Consider the following 18,073-nt stretch of genomic DNA (forward strand, 5'->3'; position numbering starts at 1 on the left):
GTTCAACAACACGGTTAGTCACGAGTGATATTGGTGCCCGCTTGACCTTCTAGAATGCGTAAGCCATCTTGTAGCGCGCCAATTCCCACGACCTTGCCTCCTTGTTTAATAAATTCACAAGAAGCTTCAATTTTTGGTCCCATGGAACCGGCATCAAATTGGTAGTTCGCAAGTTCGCTTGGTGTTGTGCTGCGTAGTGCATGTTGAGTTGGTTTGCCCCAATCAAGGTAGACAGCATCGGCATCGGTCAAAATAAGCAATGCGTCAGCATTCAATTGTTTGGCGAGGAATGCTGCAGACATATCTTTGTCGATAACCGCTTCGACACCGACTAATTTGCCGTTTTCGCGCTTGACGGGAATACCGCCACCGCCAGTACAAATCACTAGGTGACCTGCATCGATAAGCTGAGTGATTGCTTCGTGTTCAACAATGCCGGTTGGCTGTGGGCTAGGGACTACGCGGCGGAAATATTGGCCGTCAGGTTTGACGGTCCAGTGGTATTTTTCTGCTAATTCACGTGCTTCCGCTTCTTGGTAAACTGGGCCAATTGGTTTGGTTGGGTCTGCAAATGCAGGATCTTTTGGATCAACCGTCATTTGTGTCAACATGCAAGAGATGTTGCGTTCAGGCAGCATGTTTTTGAATTCTTGCATTAACATATAGCCAATCATTCCTTGGGTTTCACTGCCCAATACGTCGAGTGGATATGGTGCGACTTTCTTGTATTCAAGACCTTGTAGTGCAAGTAAACCCACTTGAGGGCCATTTCCATGCACAAGCACTACGTTATATTCTTTAGCAATTTCGGAAATGGTCTTCACTGCAACTTCAATATTGCGACGTTGAACATCGGCTTCTAATGGCTCACCACGACGAAGCAATGCGTTTCCGCCTAATGCAACAACAACAGTTTGTTTGGTCATAATCATGTCTCTTTAAAGGTGAGTTGAGGCTCGCAGAGGAAATAGCCCCAACTCATTTGTTAACCAGTGAAAGTGGTGTTAGATACCGTCACGCTCAATTGGGCAGCTCATGCAGCGAGCGCCACCGCGGCCGCGGCCAAGTTCATCGCCTGGAATCGGCAATACTGTAATACCCGCTTTGTCGTATTTTTCGTTGGTGTAAGTGTTGCCTTCATAGCCAATTACCACACCAGGTTTAACGGTTAGAACATTGTTTGCATCGTTCCACTGTTCGCGTTCTGCGTTGAAGTTGTCACCACCAGTAGTGATTAGGTTGAGTTTATCGACGCCAAGTGCTTTTTCGATGGCGGTAACGAAGTAACCTTCTTCTTTGACGTTAACGGCACCAGACTCATCGCCTGTTAGGGTCCAGCATTTCACATCTTTACGCACTACTTCTGGGTAAACTGAGAAGGTGTCTTCACGCATGTGTGTCATAACGGTATCTAAGTGCATGCAAGAACGGTGTTTTGGTAGTTCCATAGCAATAATTTGTTTAGCTTGGCCGTGTTTAAATAGGCCTGCCGCTAAGTGCTCAACGCCTTGCGCGGTTGTGCGTTCAGACATACCAATCAGTACCGCACCTTTACCAATCACTAGAACATCACCACCTTCAATGGTTGAGTTGTCGTAATTAATGCTTTCATCATCACCGAAGTATTTAATGAAGTCTTGACCTGCGAAGCTTGGGTGCCAACGGTAAATCGCACGGACATGGTTGGTTTCGCGTTGACGCGCAGGTTTGGCCATCGGGTTGATTGACACGCCACCGTATACCCAGCAAGAAGTGTCACGAGTAAATAGATGGTTTGGTAGCGGTTCAATAATGAAATCTGTTGGTGCATGCAAGCCTTGCTTCATTGAAGAGGATTTCATTGGCATATCAGCGTAAGACAAGCCACCAGTTAGAATTTTTGCCAGTTCGAGGTTTGGTAGGTCGCTTAAGTAGCAGCGCACGTCATTGGCAAACCTTTTACCAAGGCGGTAATCTGATACTTGTTGAGTGAGCAGCCAATCTTTCGCAACGGGAACGGCTAGTGTGTCGGCTAATAAGTCGGTCAGCAGTAGGACCTCAACACCTTGATCGCGAAGCGTTTGTGTAAATGCATCATGTTCTTTGCCAGCACGCTCTACGGCTAAAACATCATCAAACAAAAGATCGTGACAGTTTGATGGTGTTAAGTGAGTGAGTGAACGTCTAGGGCGGTGAACAAGAACTCGACGTAATTGACCAATTTCAGAACCAACATATAACTTACTCATAATATTATCTCTCTTAATCTATATGTATTTATTCCATTTTATTTTTTTGAAATTTAATTCAACTTATTTTGGATAAATACATAATTATTTCTGTAGGGAATTCAGTATTAATTTATTTGTTCACTTCCGTGTTCTGAAATTAATATTACCCTTGATTGAAAGATGTTCTTAGAGGTGCATCACAGAATGATTTATATTAAAAATGAACTGTAATCGTCTATTTTTAACAATGTTTATGCATCGGTTTGTTATTTTTTATTTTGATTTTTACATCTCGTTCTTTGGATTAAAATTCACGAATCACCTACTAAGTGCCTACTATTTATAATGGTTTGGGTGTTGGTGGGAATTTTATGCATTAACAGTAGGTTTAAAAATGGGGTGAGTTGTCAATTCTATGCATTTTTAAAGGGTATGTAATTGAATGTAACCTAGTGGTTAGTGTGTTTTTAACAAAACTTTTTTAATGAAAGTTGATCATGGTCAGGTTTGAAAATTCAATAGTTCGGAAAGGAATTTTACTTTTTAATAAGTTTAATTTGTTCTCGGATGATATTTGCTAATAAGGCAAACAAATCAGTGATAACGGTGAGGCGTATTTAGTCATAAAAAGTTGTTATTTATCCAAGCAACGACTTCAAGTTGCTTGGGTATAGCCTTCCTACTTGAAGCTGCAGCGGTGTTGGCTATATTCGCTCACCTCAATCACATAGTTTATCTATGCTCATGGGGATGAACTCACTTGCCGCCTACCTGCAACTTCAAATGGTTTGGGTATATGCATTCTTCATATTCGCTGAGTTCGGTATTATTTGTTAATCGATGTTTTGTTCATTCGCTAAGAGCAGACCTATTATCTAGTGTTGTGATGATTGATTGCTATGGGAGAGTAGTGGCGAGGTATCTGATTCTAAGTGGTGGTAACAGGCGTTGGTTGATGCGTATGCAAGTTGAAAGAAAGGTGGTTGGCTTGAGTTACACGGTATATTAATCAATATATTAGATGCGAAAAAGCCGCAATGAAGCGGCTTTGAATTAGTGAGAGGAAACCAGTTTATTGAGTTATAGCATGGCACCGATGCTGAGAGACAACATGATGAATACACATAGAATACCCAATAGTGGAGCAACCCATTTCACCCAGCGCACGTAAGGAACGCGAGCGATTGCTAAGCCGCCCATTACTACTGCAGAGGTTGGTGTTACAAGGTTGACAATACCAGATGCAGATTGATAAGCAGTAACCACTAAGTCACGACCAACGCCAGCAAAATCGGCTAATGGAGCCATGATAGGCATGGTAAGTACCGCTAAGCCAGAAGATGATGGTACAAGGAATGAAAGAAGAATTTCTAATAAATACATTACGTTAATGAAAACGATTGATGAAAGGCCAGTCACCATTTGTTCGGCTGAGAATAAAATAGTGTCAGTTATCATACCGCGGTCCATAATAACTACGATGCCACGAGCGATACCAATGATCAGCGCCACACCCAGTAGGTCGCGCGCACCATCAATGAAGCTTGTAGTGAACTCTTCTTCGCTCATGCGAGCAATTAAACCGATGATAATGGTAGCACCTAAGAACATGGCGGAAATCTCAGCCATCCACCATCCGGCAACGGATACACCGTAAATCATCACACCAAAAGCGGCAGCAAAAATTGATAGAATCACTTTACGAGTCGCAGTGAACTCAAGTTTTTCACCGTTTTGATTACCAAGGAAGTGCGCTTTGTTCTCTTCATACTTGTCGTAGACAATTGACTTAGTTTGATCGGCGCGAACCATTTTTGCATAGCGCATAACGTACATTACACAGATGATCCAGCCAACAACCAACATTGCAGCGCGAAGCATAATGCCGTCAGTAAATGGAATGCCAGCAGCGTTCGCGGCAATAACGGTTGCAAATGGGTTGATGGTCGAACCTAATGTACCGATACCCGCTCCAAGCAATACCGTTGCGGCTGCAACGAGTGGGTCAAAACGCGCGGCCATCATCACGGGTACAAGAAGCGTATAGAAGGGAAGTGATTCCTCAGCCATGCCATAAATAGTTCCGCCAGCGGCAAATAGGGCCATCAATATAGGGATCATGAGCTCTTCTCGGCCTTCAAGGCGCGCGGTTACTCTTTCTATCCCTGCATCAATTGCTCCTGTTTTGGTTACTAAGCCGAGGAAGCCACCAATCACCAATATAAATAGTGATACGTCAATTGCCGCCGCTTCATAGCTATTGTGGTCGTAAAAACCATCAATCGGAGCCATCAGAACATCAATCACACCTTGTGGGTTGCCTTCAGCGGCCTGATAGGTACCAGCAATGGGTACTTCTTTGCCCAAATCTTCATTCATGGTGCGCTGGTATTGACCTGCCGGAACAATCCAAGTTAACAACGCAACCAGAGCAATAAGAATAAATAAAATAGTATAAGCTGAAGGGAATTTGAAGTTGGCAAAGAAGCCACCTTTCGGTTCCGTAGATACAGTTTGGGTTGTCATAATGTTCTCCTTACACCCAGAGAGTAAAAATATTCTGAGTGTTTTCATCGGCTAATATTCTTAACTCATCAATTATTTATTATCATGAAATAAATGAGTGAATAAAAATTATTGGATATTAAAAATCAATAAGATGGTTAATAAGGTTTGTTTATTATTTTTGAGTTTTTAGGCTCTTGTTTTAAAAGTGTATGTGTGGATTTTAAAGTGAGTGCTTATAACTAACCTAGGGATGCTTCACAAAAAAGTAGAGTGAAAATTGGCCTTGTTTTTTTTGCTGTGTTTATAGAGGGTAATTGTGTGTAAATAATGGAATTATATTCTTATTAATTATGTGGGCTTGCTTTGTAAAGGGCTGCTGTCTAGCTGTGAGTCAATTGCTTGGAATTTTATTCAAAGTATAGAATCTTTAATCAAAATTCATTTTCCGTACTTTCATTGATTTATATCAAATTTAAATGAAAGCCTTGATTGATGAGCATAAGAAAAAGGGAGCCGAAGCTCCCTAAGTGTAATGTTTGGTAAGTCGTTAAATAAATAAACTACCAAAGGCAAAGCCTAAAGCGACGGCTGAAGTGATAGTTACAACACCTGGGATAAAGAACGGGTGGTTGAACACATACTTACCAATACGGGTGGAACCTGTATCATCCATTTCAACGGCTGCAAGCAGTGTTGGGTAGGTTGGTAGTACAAACAATGCGCTGACAGCAGCAAAAGAAGCCACAGCCGTTAATGGTGCGACGCCAATGGCTAACGCGGCTGGCATCAATGCAACGGTTGTTGCACCTTGTGAATAAAGCAGCATAGAAGCAAAGAATAGAACCAACGCAAGCATCCAAGGGTAGTCAGACAATAACGCCCCTGCGATTTCTTTAATACCATCGACGTGTGCGTTGACGAAAGTTGAACCTAACCATGCCACACCTAATACACACACACACGCCGTCATACCAGAACGGAATGTCGCAGCTGCTGGAATTTTCGCGGCATCAATTTTAGTAAATAGCACAATCGCTGCTGAGGCCGCTAACATAAAGGTCATAATGGCTTCGTTACGGCCTAATGCTGGGTTTTCGATAAGACCAACAGATCCAGAAATAGCGGCGGCATAGCAAACAACAAAGAATATTGCGCCAAGGAAGATGAAGGTTGCGCGTTTTGCTGTTGGCAGAATTTCACGTTTTTCCTCGGTATTGAGTTTGATTAAGCCTTTGGCTAAACGATCTTGGTATTCAGGATCATCTTTTAATTCACTGCCCATAAAGTTGGCGACAAAGGCACCAATCATACAAGCGACAAACGTGGTTGGAATACACACCGCTAATAAAGTGAGGTAATCAACCCCGAACGGTGCCAACATTGCAGCAAAGGCAACAACCGCCGCTGAAATTGGCGAAGCTGTAATAGCAATTTGTGAGGCAACAACTGCAATAGATAGCGGTCGAGAAGGGCGGATACCTTGCCCTTTTGCTACTTCTGCGATGACTGGTAACGTGGAAAACGCAGTGTGGCCAGTACCTGCCAATAACGTCATTAAGAACGTGACAATAGGGGCATAAAAGGTAATACGTTCAGGATGTTTGCGTAAAAAGTTTTCGGCGATTTGAACTAACCAGTCCATGCCACCTGCAACTTGCATGGCTGCAATTGCTGTGATGACAGACATGATGATCAAAATGACGTCGACAGGAATAAAAGATTGGCTAGTTGGAACGCCTAACAGTAATGAAAGGGCAATAACCCCTGCACCACCTGCAAGACCGATCCCAATGCCGCCCATTCTTGCTCCTAAGAAGATAAAGAGCAGAACAATGAATAGTTCAACTGCTACCATGTGGATACCTCGTTATTTTTATTTAATTTAATTATCTGAAAATTCAATCTATTAAAGATTCAGATAATTAGGCTATCAGAGGGTGACTGAGCACGGTTAAAAGTGTCAGTAAAAGGAAACCTAATATGTTGTACAAAAGGCCCCCGTAGGGGCCTTGCATTTTTACTCGTAGCGTTTCGCTTTGTATTGAGGATGCATAAAGTTTTCGACAGACAGAATGTCATCTAACTCTTCAGCGGTGAGCAGACCGCGCTCAAGTACAACTTCACGCACACTCTTACCAGTTTCTGCACAAATCTTACCGACAATGTCACCTTCGTGGTGGCCAATGTATGGGTTCAGGTAAGTAACGATACCGATAGAGTTGAATACGTAAGCTTCACATACTTCTTTGTTCACAGTGATGCCATCGACACATTTGTCACGCAAGTTGATACAAGCATTAGACAGAATTTCGATAGATTCAAACATGCTTTGTGCAATCACTGGTTCCATTACGTTTAACTGTAATTGACCACCTTCTGCTGCGAATGAAATGGTGTTGTCGTTACCGAGAACTTTAAAGCAAACTTGGTTAACCACTTCAGGAACAACAGGGTTAACTTTTGCTGGCATGATAGAAGAGCCAGCTTGAAGCTCTGGTAGGTTCAGCTCATTTAAACCAGCACGAGGGCCAGAAGAAAGTAGACGTAGGTCGTTACAGATCTTAGATAATTTAACGGCTAGGCGTTTTAGTGCGCCGTGAGTCATTACATAGGCACCACAGTCAGAGGTTGCTTCAATCAAATCTTCAGCGGGAACAACATCGATCCCCGTGACTGCCGCTAGGTGTTTTACTGCTGCCGCTTGGTAACCTGGAGCGGCATTAAGGCCGGTGCCGATTGCTGTTGCACCAAGGTTGATTTCAAGTAGCAGCTTTGAGGTATATTCAAGGTTGCGAATTTCTTCGTTAATGGTCACAGCCCAAGCATGGAACTCTTGACCCACAGTCATTGGTACCGCGTCTTGCAACTGAGTGCGGCCCATTTTCAAAATACCAGAGAACTCTTGGCTTTTAAGCTCAAATGCGCCTTTAAGGTATTCGATTGAATCAATCAATTTACGAATGCTGTTGTATACCGCAATACGGAAACCTGTCGGGTAAGCACAGTTGGTTGATTGGCTCTTATTCACATGGTCGTTAGGGTTAATGAACTCATATTGACCCTTTTCTTTACCCATCAGCTCAAGCGCTACGTTGGCGATAACTTCGTTAGTATTCATATTAACAGAAGTACCTGCACCACCTTGATAAACGTCGGATGGGAATTGGTCCATGCACTTACCTGTTTCAAGGATCAAATCACACGCTTGGATGATGTAGTTAGCTACTTGGCTTGGCACCACGCCTAGTTCTTTGTTTGCCAATGCGGCTGCTTTTTTAGTCATGATCATGCCGCGCACAAATTCTGGCACATCAGAGATGGTTGCTTTTGAAATGTTGAAGTTTTCGATAGCGCGTAGAGTGTGAATACCGTAGTACGCATCAGCTGGAACGTGACGTTGACCTAATAGATCTTCTTCAATACGAGTGGCTTGGTTAGCGATAGCTGCTTCAGATAGGGTAGCCATAACAGGATCCTTAGAGAATTATTCTGATAATTAGTGGAATTATTAGCCATTTCTGCAGTTTAAGAATCCATTCGTCAGAGTTTTTGGCTGGAAAATCCATCCTGACTTCTGTGGCACATAATACGCAACCTATAATTAAAAAATAGTAACTTGATCACTTTTTTAGCCAATATTTGATTAAATTTTCATAAGCATCAATGTGCGTTAAATTTATGTTTCAAACGCTAGTTTACGTTGGATGTTTGCCTAGATACTGTGATGAAAAAGTAGCAGTCTAAAAGGGAGAGGATCACAAATAGTTACTGAAATTTGTGTGAGATCTTGTTACGGAAACCGCTCATCACTTGCGGCCACAGAGCGTAGGCGCTAATGTGTAGAGCAACAAAGGAGGGCGTGTGTTTCCTATCTTACTTTTACTCTTTATTTTTGTACCGATTATAGAAATTGGTCTGTTTATTCAAGTTGGTGGCATTTTAGGATTGTGGCCAACGATCGCATTAGTGCTGCTTACCGCATTTGTTGGCGCATCTTTAGTTCGTAGCCAGGGTCTACAAACTTTACTTAGTGTGCAAAATCGTTTGCAACAAGGGGAATTACCCGCACAGCAGATTTTTGAAGGGGTTATGTTGGCGGTGGCTGGCGTGTTGTTGTTAACCCCCGGTTTTATGACGGACGCGCTCGGGATGTTGGTATTGCTACCTGCGCCACGAGCAATAATCGCCAAGTATCTGATGAGTAAAATGGTGGTAAAAGGTATGGCGAGTGGTTTTCATTCTAACCCTTATGAACATGACCCTTTCCATCACGATTCCCATCGTTCGTCAGAGCAAGGCGATACATTTGAAGGTGAGTTTGAACGTAAAGATAACGACCGCAATAAACTCAATTAAATAAGGCTCGTTGCCCCACATCACTGAAGTTACAACTTCAAGTGATGTGGGGGGCGGGTCTTTTTACTGTTATTGTTTACGCTTTTAAAATAAATGTTAAAAATTAAATGCCGAAATAGTTTGCTTAGTTAAATTTAAAGGCCTATAGTGGCCTCGCTCTGTTGTTCAGGGTTATTAATGAAACAAAAAATAAAAGTAAAAGTAAATTCTCAGAATCCCATCGTAAAAGTTGTTGTCCTCAGTGTTTCCCTTACCTTATTAGTAACATTAAATAATTCAATCTTTCAGTGCATTGTGCATAAGCACGATAACTCTATGAATTTAAATAAAAGGGACACATTATGTCTAACAAAACAACTGGTTCTGTAAAATGGTTTAACGAAACTAAAGGTTTCGGTTTTCTTACTCAAGACAACGGCGGCGCTGACGTGTTCGTACACTTCAATGCAATCGCTTCTGACGGTTTCAAAACTCTAATTGAAGGCCAAAAAGTGTCTTTCAATGTAGAAAACGGCCAAAAAGGCCTACAAGCGGCTCAAGTAACCGTATTGTAATTCTGTCCAATATACAGAATATAGAAAAGGTCGCCTAGGCGACCTTTTTGCTATCTGCAGGTTTGTTTCTTAACTATTTGGGGCTGCTATTGTGCGCCTTCAAAGCCCATTTGACGCCATGCTTCAAACGCAATAATGGCGACTGCATTCGATAAGTTTAAACTGCGAGCCTCCGGCATCATCGGTATACGGATACGCTGCTCCATCGGTAAGCTTTCAATCACCTCTGCTGGTAATCCTCTGGTTTCAGGGCCAAACATTAGCACATCACCTTTTTGAAATTTTGCATCAACATGATGACCGGTTGTTTTGGTGGTACAGGCAAAAATTCGGTAGGTTTGGCGTTCATTGTTTAGGTATTCCATAAACGCATTAAGATCTTTATGGCGTGTTACTCGCGCTAAATCATGGTAATCGAGACCTGCACGGCGCACTTTCTTTTCTTCTAAATCAAAACCAAGTGGTTCAATTAAGTGTAAGTTGGCACCACAATTGGCGCATAAACGAATAATATTGCCAGTGTTAGGGGCGATTTCAGGCTCGTAAAGTGCGATATCAAACATCTTATAACGGCTCTTGAGGGAATATGTGTGGCCAGTATAAAGGGGTCGCCGCATTGGTTACAAGCAACCACTTTATAGGGTGAGTTTGAATCAGGTGTTAAGTGGCAATGTAATTTGTACTTTTAGGCCGCCTAACTCGCTACGACTGGCTGTAATGGCTCCGCAGTGTTGGCGAATAGCACTTTCTGTGATGGCAAGACCTAAGCCGGTTCCGCCACTGTGGCGATCTCGCGCGGTTGATACGCGATAGAATGGACGAAAAATATCGTCCAACTCATTGTCAGGAACCCCTTCACCGTTGTCTTCAACACTGACCAAAAGCGATGCCTTGTTGGTAGAAAAGGTCACTTTTATCTGATCTTCACCATAGTAAATAGCGTTACGTACGATGTTTTCTAGCGCACTCATTAAGAGTTTCGGGTTGCCCACAATTGATCTATCGGGAATGGGGTTATAGCTGAGAGCCTTATTTCTTTGCTCCGCTTCAAATTGAGCATCATTCAGTAGTTCTTCCCATAAGCTAGACAAAGGCTGTGTTTCGCGACTTAAATGGCTGTCGGTTTGCATGCGCGAAAGCTGCAATAGCTCTCCGATCATTTGTTCTAGGCGTTGCGCTTCGGTATCAATCCGTTCTAATTCAGAGCTCTCACCTTGTTTGCGAACCGCAAGTGCATTTGCCATGCGCAGCCGTGTTAGTGGTGAGCGTAACTCGTGAGAAATATCAGATAACAACCGTTGCTGTCCCGAAATCATCTGGTTCACGGCTTCGACCATCTGGTTAAAGCTTTCTCCTGCTTGACGAAATTCATTGGTGCCTTTTTCCAATTGTGGATCAACCACGAATTCGCCACGAGCAACCCGTTTGGCTGCTTGCTCTAAGCGGCTTGCTGGTTTGCTCAATGCCCATGCTAGCCACAATAATAGTGGGGTACTGACGAGCATCACCGCAAGCAGCAACTGAAATGGGCGATCAAACAGTTGTAGTAAGAATGGGGGAGGCTCATTCCAGCGAATACCGACGTAAAGTAATAAATCTTGTTTGGCGAGAGTGATCGGTACCGGACCTGCCAACATGTATTTGCCGTAAAGCTTTTGTTGTGGCTTATCAATCGATTCAATACTAGTGACAAAATTCTGTAACACCTTCAATTTGAAGTCGGTTTGAGTCTTTGTGGTTAAAATGGTGCCATCTTGCTGGGTGATAAAAAAATGGGGACGATTAATATTATCGCGTTTATGACCTTCTCCACGTTGCATGTTGCTACTGCTTTCTAGTTGAAAAAGAATTCGCGTTAATTCGCTGTCGTTTTTAAAGGTATGCTCAATCTTTTCTTTCAGCATCTCAAGGCGTTGATATTCATCACTAGGAAGATCGCGTGTTTTACGAGGGTCAAGGTGTGGCAAAGCTAGCACTGCAATCAGTACCAGTAGCATCGTGAGCCAGAAAATGGCAAAAATACGGCCATAGAGGCTATTTATTTTGGGTAGGTGCATTAATCCTCCAAAATCATTAAATAGCCACGACCACGTAGCGTTTTGATGCGTGGCTTACCATCAATGCGCTCTGGTAATTTTTTTCGTAAATTTGAAACGTGCATATCAATAGCGCGGTCAAATGCGGCGAGTCTTTTACCTAATACGTCGATACTGAGGTTTTCTTTAGTGAGTGTTTCTCCTGGGTTTTGCACAAAGTGTGTAAGTAGCGCAAATTCAGTGGTGGTCAAGTCGAGTAATTGACCTTGGCAATAAGCTTCTTGTTTACTCGGATAGACCTGAATGTCCTGACATTCGATAACATCACTCGATTTAGTGCTGTTATTGGGCTGTGATCGACGCAAGATAGCGCGGATGCGGGCCAGTAATTCGCGGTCGCTAAAGGGTTTGGGCAAATAGTCGTCAGCGCCCAATTCCAAGCCAATTACTCGGTCGATTTCTTCGCCTTTAGCGGTCAGCATTAACACTGGAGTACACCAGTTCTCTCGTAGCCGTTTGAGTGTTTCCATGCCATTAAGCTTGGGCATCATCACATCCAGCAACACTAAGTCAATGCCGCTATGTATCGTAGCGAGACCGGCTTCTCCATCATTGGCCTCTGATACTTCAAAGCCTTCATAGCTTAGAACTTCTTTGAGTAAGCTTGTTAACTCGGTATCGTCATCAATTAGAAGAATATGTGCCATGTGCAGCCTCGTGCGTTATCAGGTTATTTGGGTATAGTTTACTGTGAAATAGCGCAGATATTCAGTGGGTGAGTCGCTCTTTACGATTCTTTACGCTCACTATACGTCGCTTTACCTTGTAGCATCTATTCTATATTCAAGCGCTGAGAACACAGCCTCTTAACAATCCACTTGGTGAAGGAATAGATTATGAACATGACAAAAAAAATGGTACTTGCTGCGGTTGTACTTCCTCTTACTCTTGGTACTGCTAGTGTTTTCGCATACGGTGGTGGTAAAGGGCAACACAAAGGATCTGATGATGAATGTGGTCGTGGAGCAGATCGCGGCATTATGCAGCAATTAGACCTTACGGCTGACCAACAAGCAAAACTCAAAGAGATGCGCGGCGCAAACCGTGATCAAATGAAAAATGAATTTAAAGGTCAAAAGCAAGCTCAGATGCAGGCGCATCACGCTAAAGTTCAAGCCTTGGTGCTAGCCGATAACTTTGATGAAGCTGCTGCGAATGAACTTGCAAAAGAGATGGTTGACCAGCAAGTATCTCATCGTGTGAAAATGCTTGAAAAGCGTCATGACATGTTGAGTGTGCTCACTCCAGAACAAAAAGTTAAATTCCAAGAGTTGCAGCAAGAACGCATGCAAAAATGTATGGCAAATGGCCAAAAAAAGATGAAGAAAAACGGTTAATTACCACAACAGGCCTCTCTATGAGGCCTGTTCATTTTTGTGGCATATTCATTGTCAGCTGGAGAAGGTATACTTTCACTACACTTTCTTCATGATTTCGGTGCTATGAAACAAGAATACGCCCGCTTGGTTACCCTTGCCGCATGGACAGCCACAATGGTTGCAACCGTGCTTCTGATTGTCAAAGTGATCGCTTGGTGGATCACAGGCTCTGTCAGTTTACTTGCCTCACTGATCGATTCTTTACTCGATATTGCTGCCTCGGTGGTCAACTTGATTGTGGTGCGCTATGCATTACAACCGGCAGATAAAGAGCATGCCTTTGGGCATGGTAAAGCAGAGTCCTTGGCCGCACTGGCGCAAGCGATGTTTATTTCAGGTTCTGCCTGTTTCCTCATTCTTAATGGTGTTGACCGATTTTTCCGCCCACATGAATTAACCTCTCCCGAATATGGGGTTTACGTTAGTTTCTTTGCCATGGTAGTAACATCCGGTTTGGTGATGTTCCAAAAGCATGTGGTGAAGAAAACCGGCAGTCAGGCGATAGCCGCTGATTCTCTACATTATCAAACTGATCTTTTCATGAACGCTGCTATTATGCTGGCGCTAGCACTGAGCTGGTATGGCTTTAAGCAGGCAGATGCGGTATTTGCGGTCGGGATTGGTCTTTATATCTTATACAGTGCATTTCGTATGGTGATGGAAGCGATTCAAACCTTACTCGATCGAAAACTACCTGATGAAGAATTAGCGCAGATCCATGCCGAGTGTCTGTCTGTTGAAGGGGTATTAGGGGTTCATGAATTGCGAACACGAATGTCAGGACCTGTAAGATTCATTCAATTGCATTTGGAATTAGATGACAACATGCCATTGATTGAAGCGCATCGCATTGCTGATGATGTAGAAGATAAATTGCTCGACGCTTTTCCTGGGGCAGATGTATTAATCCATCAAGATCCTTACTCAGTTGTGTTTGGCTCAGAAAAAAAGCAAAAAACACAAGGCTGGTAGCGACAGAAATACGCTTATTGGCTATCTTTTGTGTGAGTAATAAACAAGTGTGATTCTGATGTGAATCAACAAAGTATTAACGCAAAGCTGTAATACTCTTACATAAGTAGCAAAGTTACATAATTTCACGCAAATAACAGTAGTATTCCTTTTTAGGAAAGGTAACATTGCGCGTAGATTATCAAGATTTTGTTGCCTGTTTGTCGTTAACAGGCAGCGTTAAAATTAGTATTAAGTTTACAAAAAATCGAGGGTGAGCATGATTAAGAAAATCGGTGTTTTGACAAGTGGCGGTGACGCACCTGGTATGAATGCAGCAATTCGTGGTGTTGTTCGTACTGCGCTAGGTGCTGATTTGGAAGTATATGGTATTTATGATGGCTACCTTGGCCTGTACGAAGACCGTATCAAGCAACTTGACCGCTCAAGTGTTTCTGATGTGATCAACAAGGGTGGTACATTCCTTGGTTCGGCACGTTTCCCGGAGTTTCGTGAAGTAGCGATTCGTGAGAAAGCGATTGAAAACCTGAAAAAACACGGCATCGATGCTCTTGTGGTTATCGGTGGTGATGGCTCTTATATGGGCGCAAAAAAACTGACTGAGATGGGTTTCCCATGTATCGGTCTGCCTGGCACTATCGATAACGATATCGCAGGTACCGATTACACTATCGGTTACTTAACAGCATTAAATACAGTCATTGATGCGATTGACCGTTTACGTGATACTTCTTCATCTCACCAACGTATTTCTATTGTTGAGATCATGGGCCGTCACTGTGGTGATTTGACGCTGATGTCTGCCATTGCTGGTGGTTGTGAGTACATCATTACTCCTGAAACTGGCCTGGATATGGAGCAGCTTACCGCCAATATCCAAGATGGCATTAAGAAAGGTAAAAAGCACGCGATTATTGCTTTAACCGAGCTAATGATGGACGCTAACCAACTGGCGAAAGAAATTGAAAAAGCGACGGGTCGTGAAACTCGTGCGACAGTACTTGGTCACATTCAACGTGGTGGTCGTCCAACAGCATTTGACCGTGTATTAGCATCACGCATGGGTAACTTCGCTGTCCACCTACTGCTTGATGGCCAAGGTGGTCGTTGTGTTGGTATTCAAAAAGAGCAGTTAGTTCATCATGACATCATTGATGCTATCGAAAACATGAAGCGTCCAGTACGTCATGACTTGTTCAAAGTGGCTGAAGAGTTGTTCTAATCTGAGCTATACCCTTCCTACTTGAAGTTGCAGCGGTGTTGGCTACGTTTGCTCACCCCAATCACATAGTTTATCTATGCTCATGGGGATTCACTCACTTGCCGCCTACCTGAAACTTCAAGTTGTTTGGGGATATGTTGTAAATTGAACTTGAAAAAAAGACCGCATTTGCGGTCTTTTTGTCTTTTCACACTATAGGATGATTTCACGTACTTCAGGATCTTTGCGTTCCAAGTAGTGAATTGATTTGATACGACGAATGGTACGACAACGGCCACGGATCAATAGAGTTTCAGTGGTCGCAATATTGCCTTTACGCGTTATACCTTCTAATAAATCACCTTTGGTGATGCCGGTTGCAGAGAAAATGACATTATCGCTACGCGCCATGTCTTCCATTTTCAGCACTACACCCGCTTCAACGCCCATTTCAGCACAACGAGCGAGCTCTTTTGCGCCATAAATGCGGTTTTCTTCGGTATTGCCCTTTACTTCATGACGAGGCAGTAGACGACCGTGCATATCGCCATCAAGAGCGCGAATGACAGCGGCAGATACCACACCTTCTGGTGCGCCACCGATACAATACATCACATCCACTTCGCTATCTGGCATACAAGTTAAAATAGAAGCAGCCACATCACCGTCAGGCACAGCGAAAACGCGAACGCCCATCTGTTGCATCTGTGCAATCATCGCATCGTGGCGAGGTTTGGCTAAAGTGGTGACGACTAGGGTATCGAGTGGTTTATTGAGTGCTGCGGCGATATTTTCTAGGTTCTCTTTTAATGGTTTGTTGAGGTCAATACAGCCTTTTGCACCAGGACCAACCACCAATTTTTCCATGTACATATCTGGGGCTTTAAGGAAACTTCCTTTTTCGCCAGCGGCTAATACAGCCAGCGCGTTAGATTGCCCCATAGCGGTCATGCGAGTACCTTCAATGGGATCGACTGCGATATCAACTTTGTCGCCACCTAGGCCTACTTGCTCACCAATATAAAGCATCGGCGCGTCGTCGATTTCGCCTTCACCAATGACAATTTCACCTAAGATTTCGGTTTTGTTGAGAAGATTACGCATGACTTCGACTGCCGCGCCGTCTGCGGCATTTTTATCGCCTCGACCAAGCCATTTATAACCAGCCAGTGCAGCACCTTCGGTTACTCGAGAGAATGCCATTGCTAAATCGCGTTTCATGCTAACTCCAAAGAAAAGGGAATAGGAAATTTCGGCGGCGATTTTAACATATCAAATCGGAAACGTTTGCTTTTTTAGTTCGTAAGGATTGCACTTGATCAAATCCAAGCGTTAAATTTGCGAAATCAGCGTGGAGAAATACAGTTTTTCCGAGTCGCTGTGTGGCTTAAGTTAGGCTAGGGTCAATTTGAGTTTGTTTTTTAACCGAATAGTGAAAAATTTCGCATATAGTGAGTGTTTATAAGCGCCGGGCTGAGTAGAATGGCTCAATAAGTGAAATTATGTTCACCTCAACCGAATCATTAAGGGTATGCACCATGTCTTTTGAAGTATTAGAACTACTAGAAGCAAAAATTCAAACCGCTGTTGACACAATTGCACTTCTGCAAATGGAAGTTGAAGAGTTAAAAGAAGAGAAACAGCAGTTGATCACTGAAGCTAATGAGCTAAAAGCGGGTCGTGAAGAGCTTGAGCAAAAAGCACAACAAATGCAGCAAGAACATGCCGCATGGCAAGACCGTATTCGTAACCTATTAGGTAAGATGGATGACGTAGAGTAATCTTTCTGCTTACGATTAAAATAACAATGCCGACGAATGTCGGCATTGTTATTTTAAGTTTCTTTTACTGGATGGTTATGCTTTCGGTCTTACGCCCAATGTATGACATAGCGCATAGGTCATTTCGGCACGGTTTAGTGTATAGAAATGGAAATCTTTTACCCCTTCACGGCTTAAAATTCTGACCATGTCGATAGCTTGACTTGCCCCGACAAGCTGGCGAGTGGTTGGGTCATCATCTAATCCATCGAACTGTTTTGCCATCCAACCAGGTACTTTGACATTGTTTTGTGCAGCAAAGCGCGAGGCTTGTTTGAAGTTGGATACAGGCAAAATTCCCGGTACGATTTCAACATCAATACCCGCCGCCACGCAGCGGTCACGAAAACGTAAGTAGCTTTCTACATCAAAGAAGAACTGGGTAATCGCGCGGTTGGCACCGGCATCAACTTTACGTTTTAGATTAAGTAGGTCAGCTTGTGCACTTTTTGCTTCAGGGTGAACCTCTGGAAAGGCGGCAACAGAGATATCAAAATCATGACGTGCTTTTAGTAACTCAACCAGATCTGAAGCATACATTTCTGGCTTGCCACCACCGACAGGAATATCCCCACGCAATGCCACAATGCTTTGAATGCCGTTGTTCCAGTAATCGTCAGCAATTTGAATAAGCTCTTCACGTGATGCATCGATGCAAGTCAAATGAGGGGCTGCAATTAAACCGGTTTGATCTTTGATCTCTTTAATGATGGAGTGAGTACGGTCGCGTTCGCCAGAGTTTGCACCATAAGTGACAGAAACAAATTTTGGTTGCAGCGTTTTTAAGCGGTGTACCGAATTCCACAGCGTCTCTTCCATCTTTTCAGAGCTCGGTGGGAAAAATTCAAATGACACATTAATATTGTCAGACAGCTCTGCAATGTTTTGGTTTAGTGCATCGATATGACTGGCGTGTGTGTATCCCATCTTACTTCTCCCTGTGGCGAACTTCCCGCCAAATTAAAATCCCTTGAATT

At 43.2% G+C, this 18,073-nt stretch carries 16 protein-coding genes; 6 read left to right on the forward strand and 10 right to left on the reverse strand.

Features of this window, described 5'->3' with window-relative positions:
* Positions 1 to 14: 14 nt before the first annotated feature.
* The 5 genes from arcC to aspA all read right to left on the reverse strand — a co-directional run bounded on the left by arcC (position 15) and on the right by aspA (position 8,184).
* Positions 15 to 926: a carbamate kinase gene (arcC, locus tag MCT08_RS02660; protein ID WP_053309630.1), complete on the reverse strand. Its 912-nt coding sequence runs from the start codon at positions 924 to 926 to the stop codon at positions 15 to 17.
* Between the two features lie 78 nt (positions 927 to 1,004).
* Positions 1,005 to 2,228 (reverse strand): arginine deiminase, encoded by a 1,224-nt coding sequence (gene arcA / locus MCT08_RS02665; RefSeq protein WP_176313055.1) that lies wholly within the window; start codon positions 2,226 to 2,228, stop codon positions 1,005 to 1,007.
* Positions 2,229 to 3,290: 1,062 nt separating this feature from the next.
* Positions 3,291 to 4,736: a YfcC family protein gene (locus MCT08_RS02670; protein WP_053309628.1), complete on the reverse strand. Its 1,446-nt coding sequence runs from the start codon at positions 4,734 to 4,736 to the stop codon at positions 3,291 to 3,293.
* A gap of 529 nt (positions 4,737 to 5,265) precedes the next feature.
* Complete coding sequence (locus MCT08_RS02675; protein ID WP_168520759.1) at positions 5,266 to 6,573, reverse strand: anaerobic C4-dicarboxylate transporter; 1,308 nt, start codon at positions 6,571 to 6,573, stop codon at positions 5,266 to 5,268.
* A 162-nt stretch (positions 6,574 to 6,735) separates the two neighbouring features.
* Positions 6,736 to 8,184: an aspartate ammonia-lyase gene (gene aspA / locus MCT08_RS02680; protein WP_168520761.1), complete on the reverse strand. Its 1,449-nt coding sequence runs from the start codon at positions 8,182 to 8,184 to the stop codon at positions 6,736 to 6,738.
* 395 nt (positions 8,185 to 8,579) lie between these two features.
* Here aspA and MCT08_RS02685 point away from each other — a divergent pair, with 395 nt between their 5' ends.
* Together MCT08_RS02685 and cspE are read left to right on the forward strand one after the other, a co-directional pair.
* Positions 8,580 to 9,074, forward strand: a complete 495-nt coding sequence (locus MCT08_RS02685; RefSeq protein WP_274675851.1) for an FxsA family protein — start codon at positions 8,580 to 8,582, stop codon at positions 9,072 to 9,074.
* A gap of 341 nt (positions 9,075 to 9,415) precedes the next feature.
* Complete coding sequence (cspE, locus tag MCT08_RS02690) at positions 9,416 to 9,628, forward strand: transcription antiterminator/RNA stability regulator CspE (RefSeq protein WP_013855834.1); 213 nt, start codon at positions 9,416 to 9,418, stop codon at positions 9,626 to 9,628.
* Between the two features lie 86 nt (positions 9,629 to 9,714).
* On the opposite strand, the gene trmL is transcribed toward cspE, so the two are convergent.
* The 3 genes from trmL to MCT08_RS02705 form a co-directional block, all read right to left on the reverse strand.
* Positions 9,715 to 10,191 carry a tRNA (uridine(34)/cytosine(34)/5-carboxymethylaminomethyluridine(34)-2'-O)-methyltransferase TrmL gene (trmL, locus tag MCT08_RS02695; RefSeq protein WP_053309623.1) on the reverse strand — a complete coding sequence of 159 codons (477 nt, stop codon included), beginning with the start codon at positions 10,189 to 10,191 and terminating at the stop codon, positions 9,715 to 9,717.
* A 90-nt stretch (positions 10,192 to 10,281) separates the two neighbouring features.
* On the reverse strand, positions 10,282 to 11,685 hold the full coding sequence (gene cpxA, locus MCT08_RS02700; protein WP_274677855.1) for an envelope stress sensor histidine kinase CpxA: 1,404 nt from the start codon (positions 11,683 to 11,685) through the stop codon (positions 10,282 to 10,284).
* The gene (locus tag MCT08_RS02705) at positions 11,685 to 12,371 is read right to left on the reverse strand and encodes a response regulator (protein WP_053309621.1); all 687 of its coding nucleotides are present in this window, start codon (positions 12,369 to 12,371) and stop codon (positions 11,685 to 11,687) included. Before MCT08_RS02705 ends, cpxA begins: the two co-directional genes overlap by 1 nt.
* Positions 12,372 to 12,560: 189 nt before the next feature.
* On the opposite strand from MCT08_RS02705, the gene MCT08_RS02710 reads away from it, so the two are divergent.
* From MCT08_RS02710 to pfkA, 3 genes are all read left to right on the forward strand, one after another.
* Positions 12,561 to 13,061, forward strand: a complete 501-nt coding sequence (locus tag MCT08_RS02710; protein WP_053309620.1) for a CpxP family protein — start codon at positions 12,561 to 12,563, stop codon at positions 13,059 to 13,061.
* Between the two features lie 105 nt (positions 13,062 to 13,166).
* Positions 13,167 to 14,075, forward strand: coding sequence for a CDF family cation-efflux transporter FieF (gene fieF / locus MCT08_RS02715; RefSeq protein WP_176246604.1), 909 nt, complete (start codon positions 13,167 to 13,169; stop codon positions 14,073 to 14,075).
* A 259-nt stretch (positions 14,076 to 14,334) separates the two neighbouring features.
* Positions 14,335 to 15,297, forward strand: coding sequence for a 6-phosphofructokinase (gene pfkA, locus MCT08_RS02720; RefSeq protein WP_274677856.1), 963 nt, complete (start codon positions 14,335 to 14,337; stop codon positions 15,295 to 15,297).
* 192 nt (positions 15,298 to 15,489) lie between these two features.
* On the opposite strand, the gene glpX is transcribed toward pfkA, so the two are convergent.
* Positions 15,490 to 16,497 carry a class II fructose-bisphosphatase gene (gene glpX / locus MCT08_RS02725; RefSeq protein ID WP_053309618.1) on the reverse strand — a complete coding sequence of 336 codons (1,008 nt, stop codon included), beginning with the start codon at positions 16,495 to 16,497 and terminating at the stop codon, positions 15,490 to 15,492.
* Between the two features lie 317 nt (positions 16,498 to 16,814).
* On the opposite strand from glpX, the gene zapB reads away from it, so the two are divergent.
* Positions 16,815 to 17,057 (forward strand): cell division protein ZapB, encoded by a 243-nt coding sequence (gene zapB, locus MCT08_RS02730; protein WP_053309617.1) that lies wholly within the window; start codon positions 16,815 to 16,817, stop codon positions 17,055 to 17,057.
* 75 nt (positions 17,058 to 17,132) lie between these two features.
* Here zapB and metF read toward each other — a convergent pair whose 3' ends face one another.
* Positions 17,133 to 18,023, reverse strand: a complete 891-nt coding sequence (gene metF, locus MCT08_RS02735) for a methylenetetrahydrofolate reductase (protein ID WP_053309616.1) — start codon at positions 18,021 to 18,023, stop codon at positions 17,133 to 17,135.
* Positions 18,024 to 18,073 lie beyond the last annotated feature (50 nt).

The sequence above is a fragment of the Vibrio aestuarianus genome (assembly GCF_028858425.1).
Classification (GTDB): Bacteria; Pseudomonadota; Gammaproteobacteria; order Enterobacterales; family Vibrionaceae; genus Vibrio; species Vibrio aestuarianus.

Bases quoted from the DNA above. Each gene is read 5' to 3' on its own strand.
- arcC (WP_053309630.1), bottom strand. From the start codon at position 926: ATGACCAAACAAACTGTTGTTGTTGCATTAGGCGGAAACGCATTGCTT.
- arcA (WP_176313055.1), bottom strand. From the start codon at position 2,228: ATGAGTAAGTTATATGTTGGTTCTGAAATTGGTCAATTACGTCGAGTT.
- MCT08_RS02670 (WP_053309628.1), bottom strand. From the start codon at position 4,736: ATGACAACCCAAACTGTATCTACGGAACCGAAAGGTGGCTTCTTTGCC.
- MCT08_RS02675 (WP_168520759.1), bottom strand. From the start codon at position 6,573: ATGGTAGCAGTTGAACTATTCATTGTTCTGCTCTTTATCTTCTTAGGA.
- aspA (WP_168520761.1), bottom strand. From the start codon at position 8,184: ATGGCTACCCTATCTGAAGCAGCTATCGCTAACCAAGCCACTCGTATT.
- cspE (WP_013855834.1), top strand. From the start codon at position 9,416: ATGTCTAACAAAACAACTGGTTCTGTAAAATGGTTTAACGAAACTAAA.
- trmL (WP_053309623.1), bottom strand. From the start codon at position 10,191: ATGTTTGATATCGCACTTTACGAGCCTGAAATCGCCCCTAACACTGGC.
- cpxA (WP_274677855.1), bottom strand. From the start codon at position 11,685: ATGCACCTACCCAAAATAAATAGCCTCTATGGCCGTATTTTTGCCATT.
- MCT08_RS02705 (WP_053309621.1), bottom strand. From the start codon at position 12,371: ATGGCACATATTCTTCTAATTGATGACGATACCGAGTTAACAAGCTTA.
- MCT08_RS02710 (WP_053309620.1), top strand. From the start codon at position 12,561: ATGAACATGACAAAAAAAATGGTACTTGCTGCGGTTGTACTTCCTCTT.
- fieF (WP_176246604.1), top strand. From the start codon at position 13,167: ATGAAACAAGAATACGCCCGCTTGGTTACCCTTGCCGCATGGACAGCC.
- pfkA (WP_274677856.1), top strand. From the start codon at position 14,335: ATGATTAAGAAAATCGGTGTTTTGACAAGTGGCGGTGACGCACCTGGT.
- glpX (WP_053309618.1), bottom strand. From the start codon at position 16,497: ATGAAACGCGATTTAGCAATGGCATTCTCTCGAGTAACCGAAGGTGCT.
- zapB (WP_053309617.1), top strand. From the start codon at position 16,815: ATGTCTTTTGAAGTATTAGAACTACTAGAAGCAAAAATTCAAACCGCT.
- metF (WP_053309616.1), bottom strand. From the start codon at position 18,023: ATGGGATACACACACGCCAGTCATATCGATGCACTAAACCAAAACATT.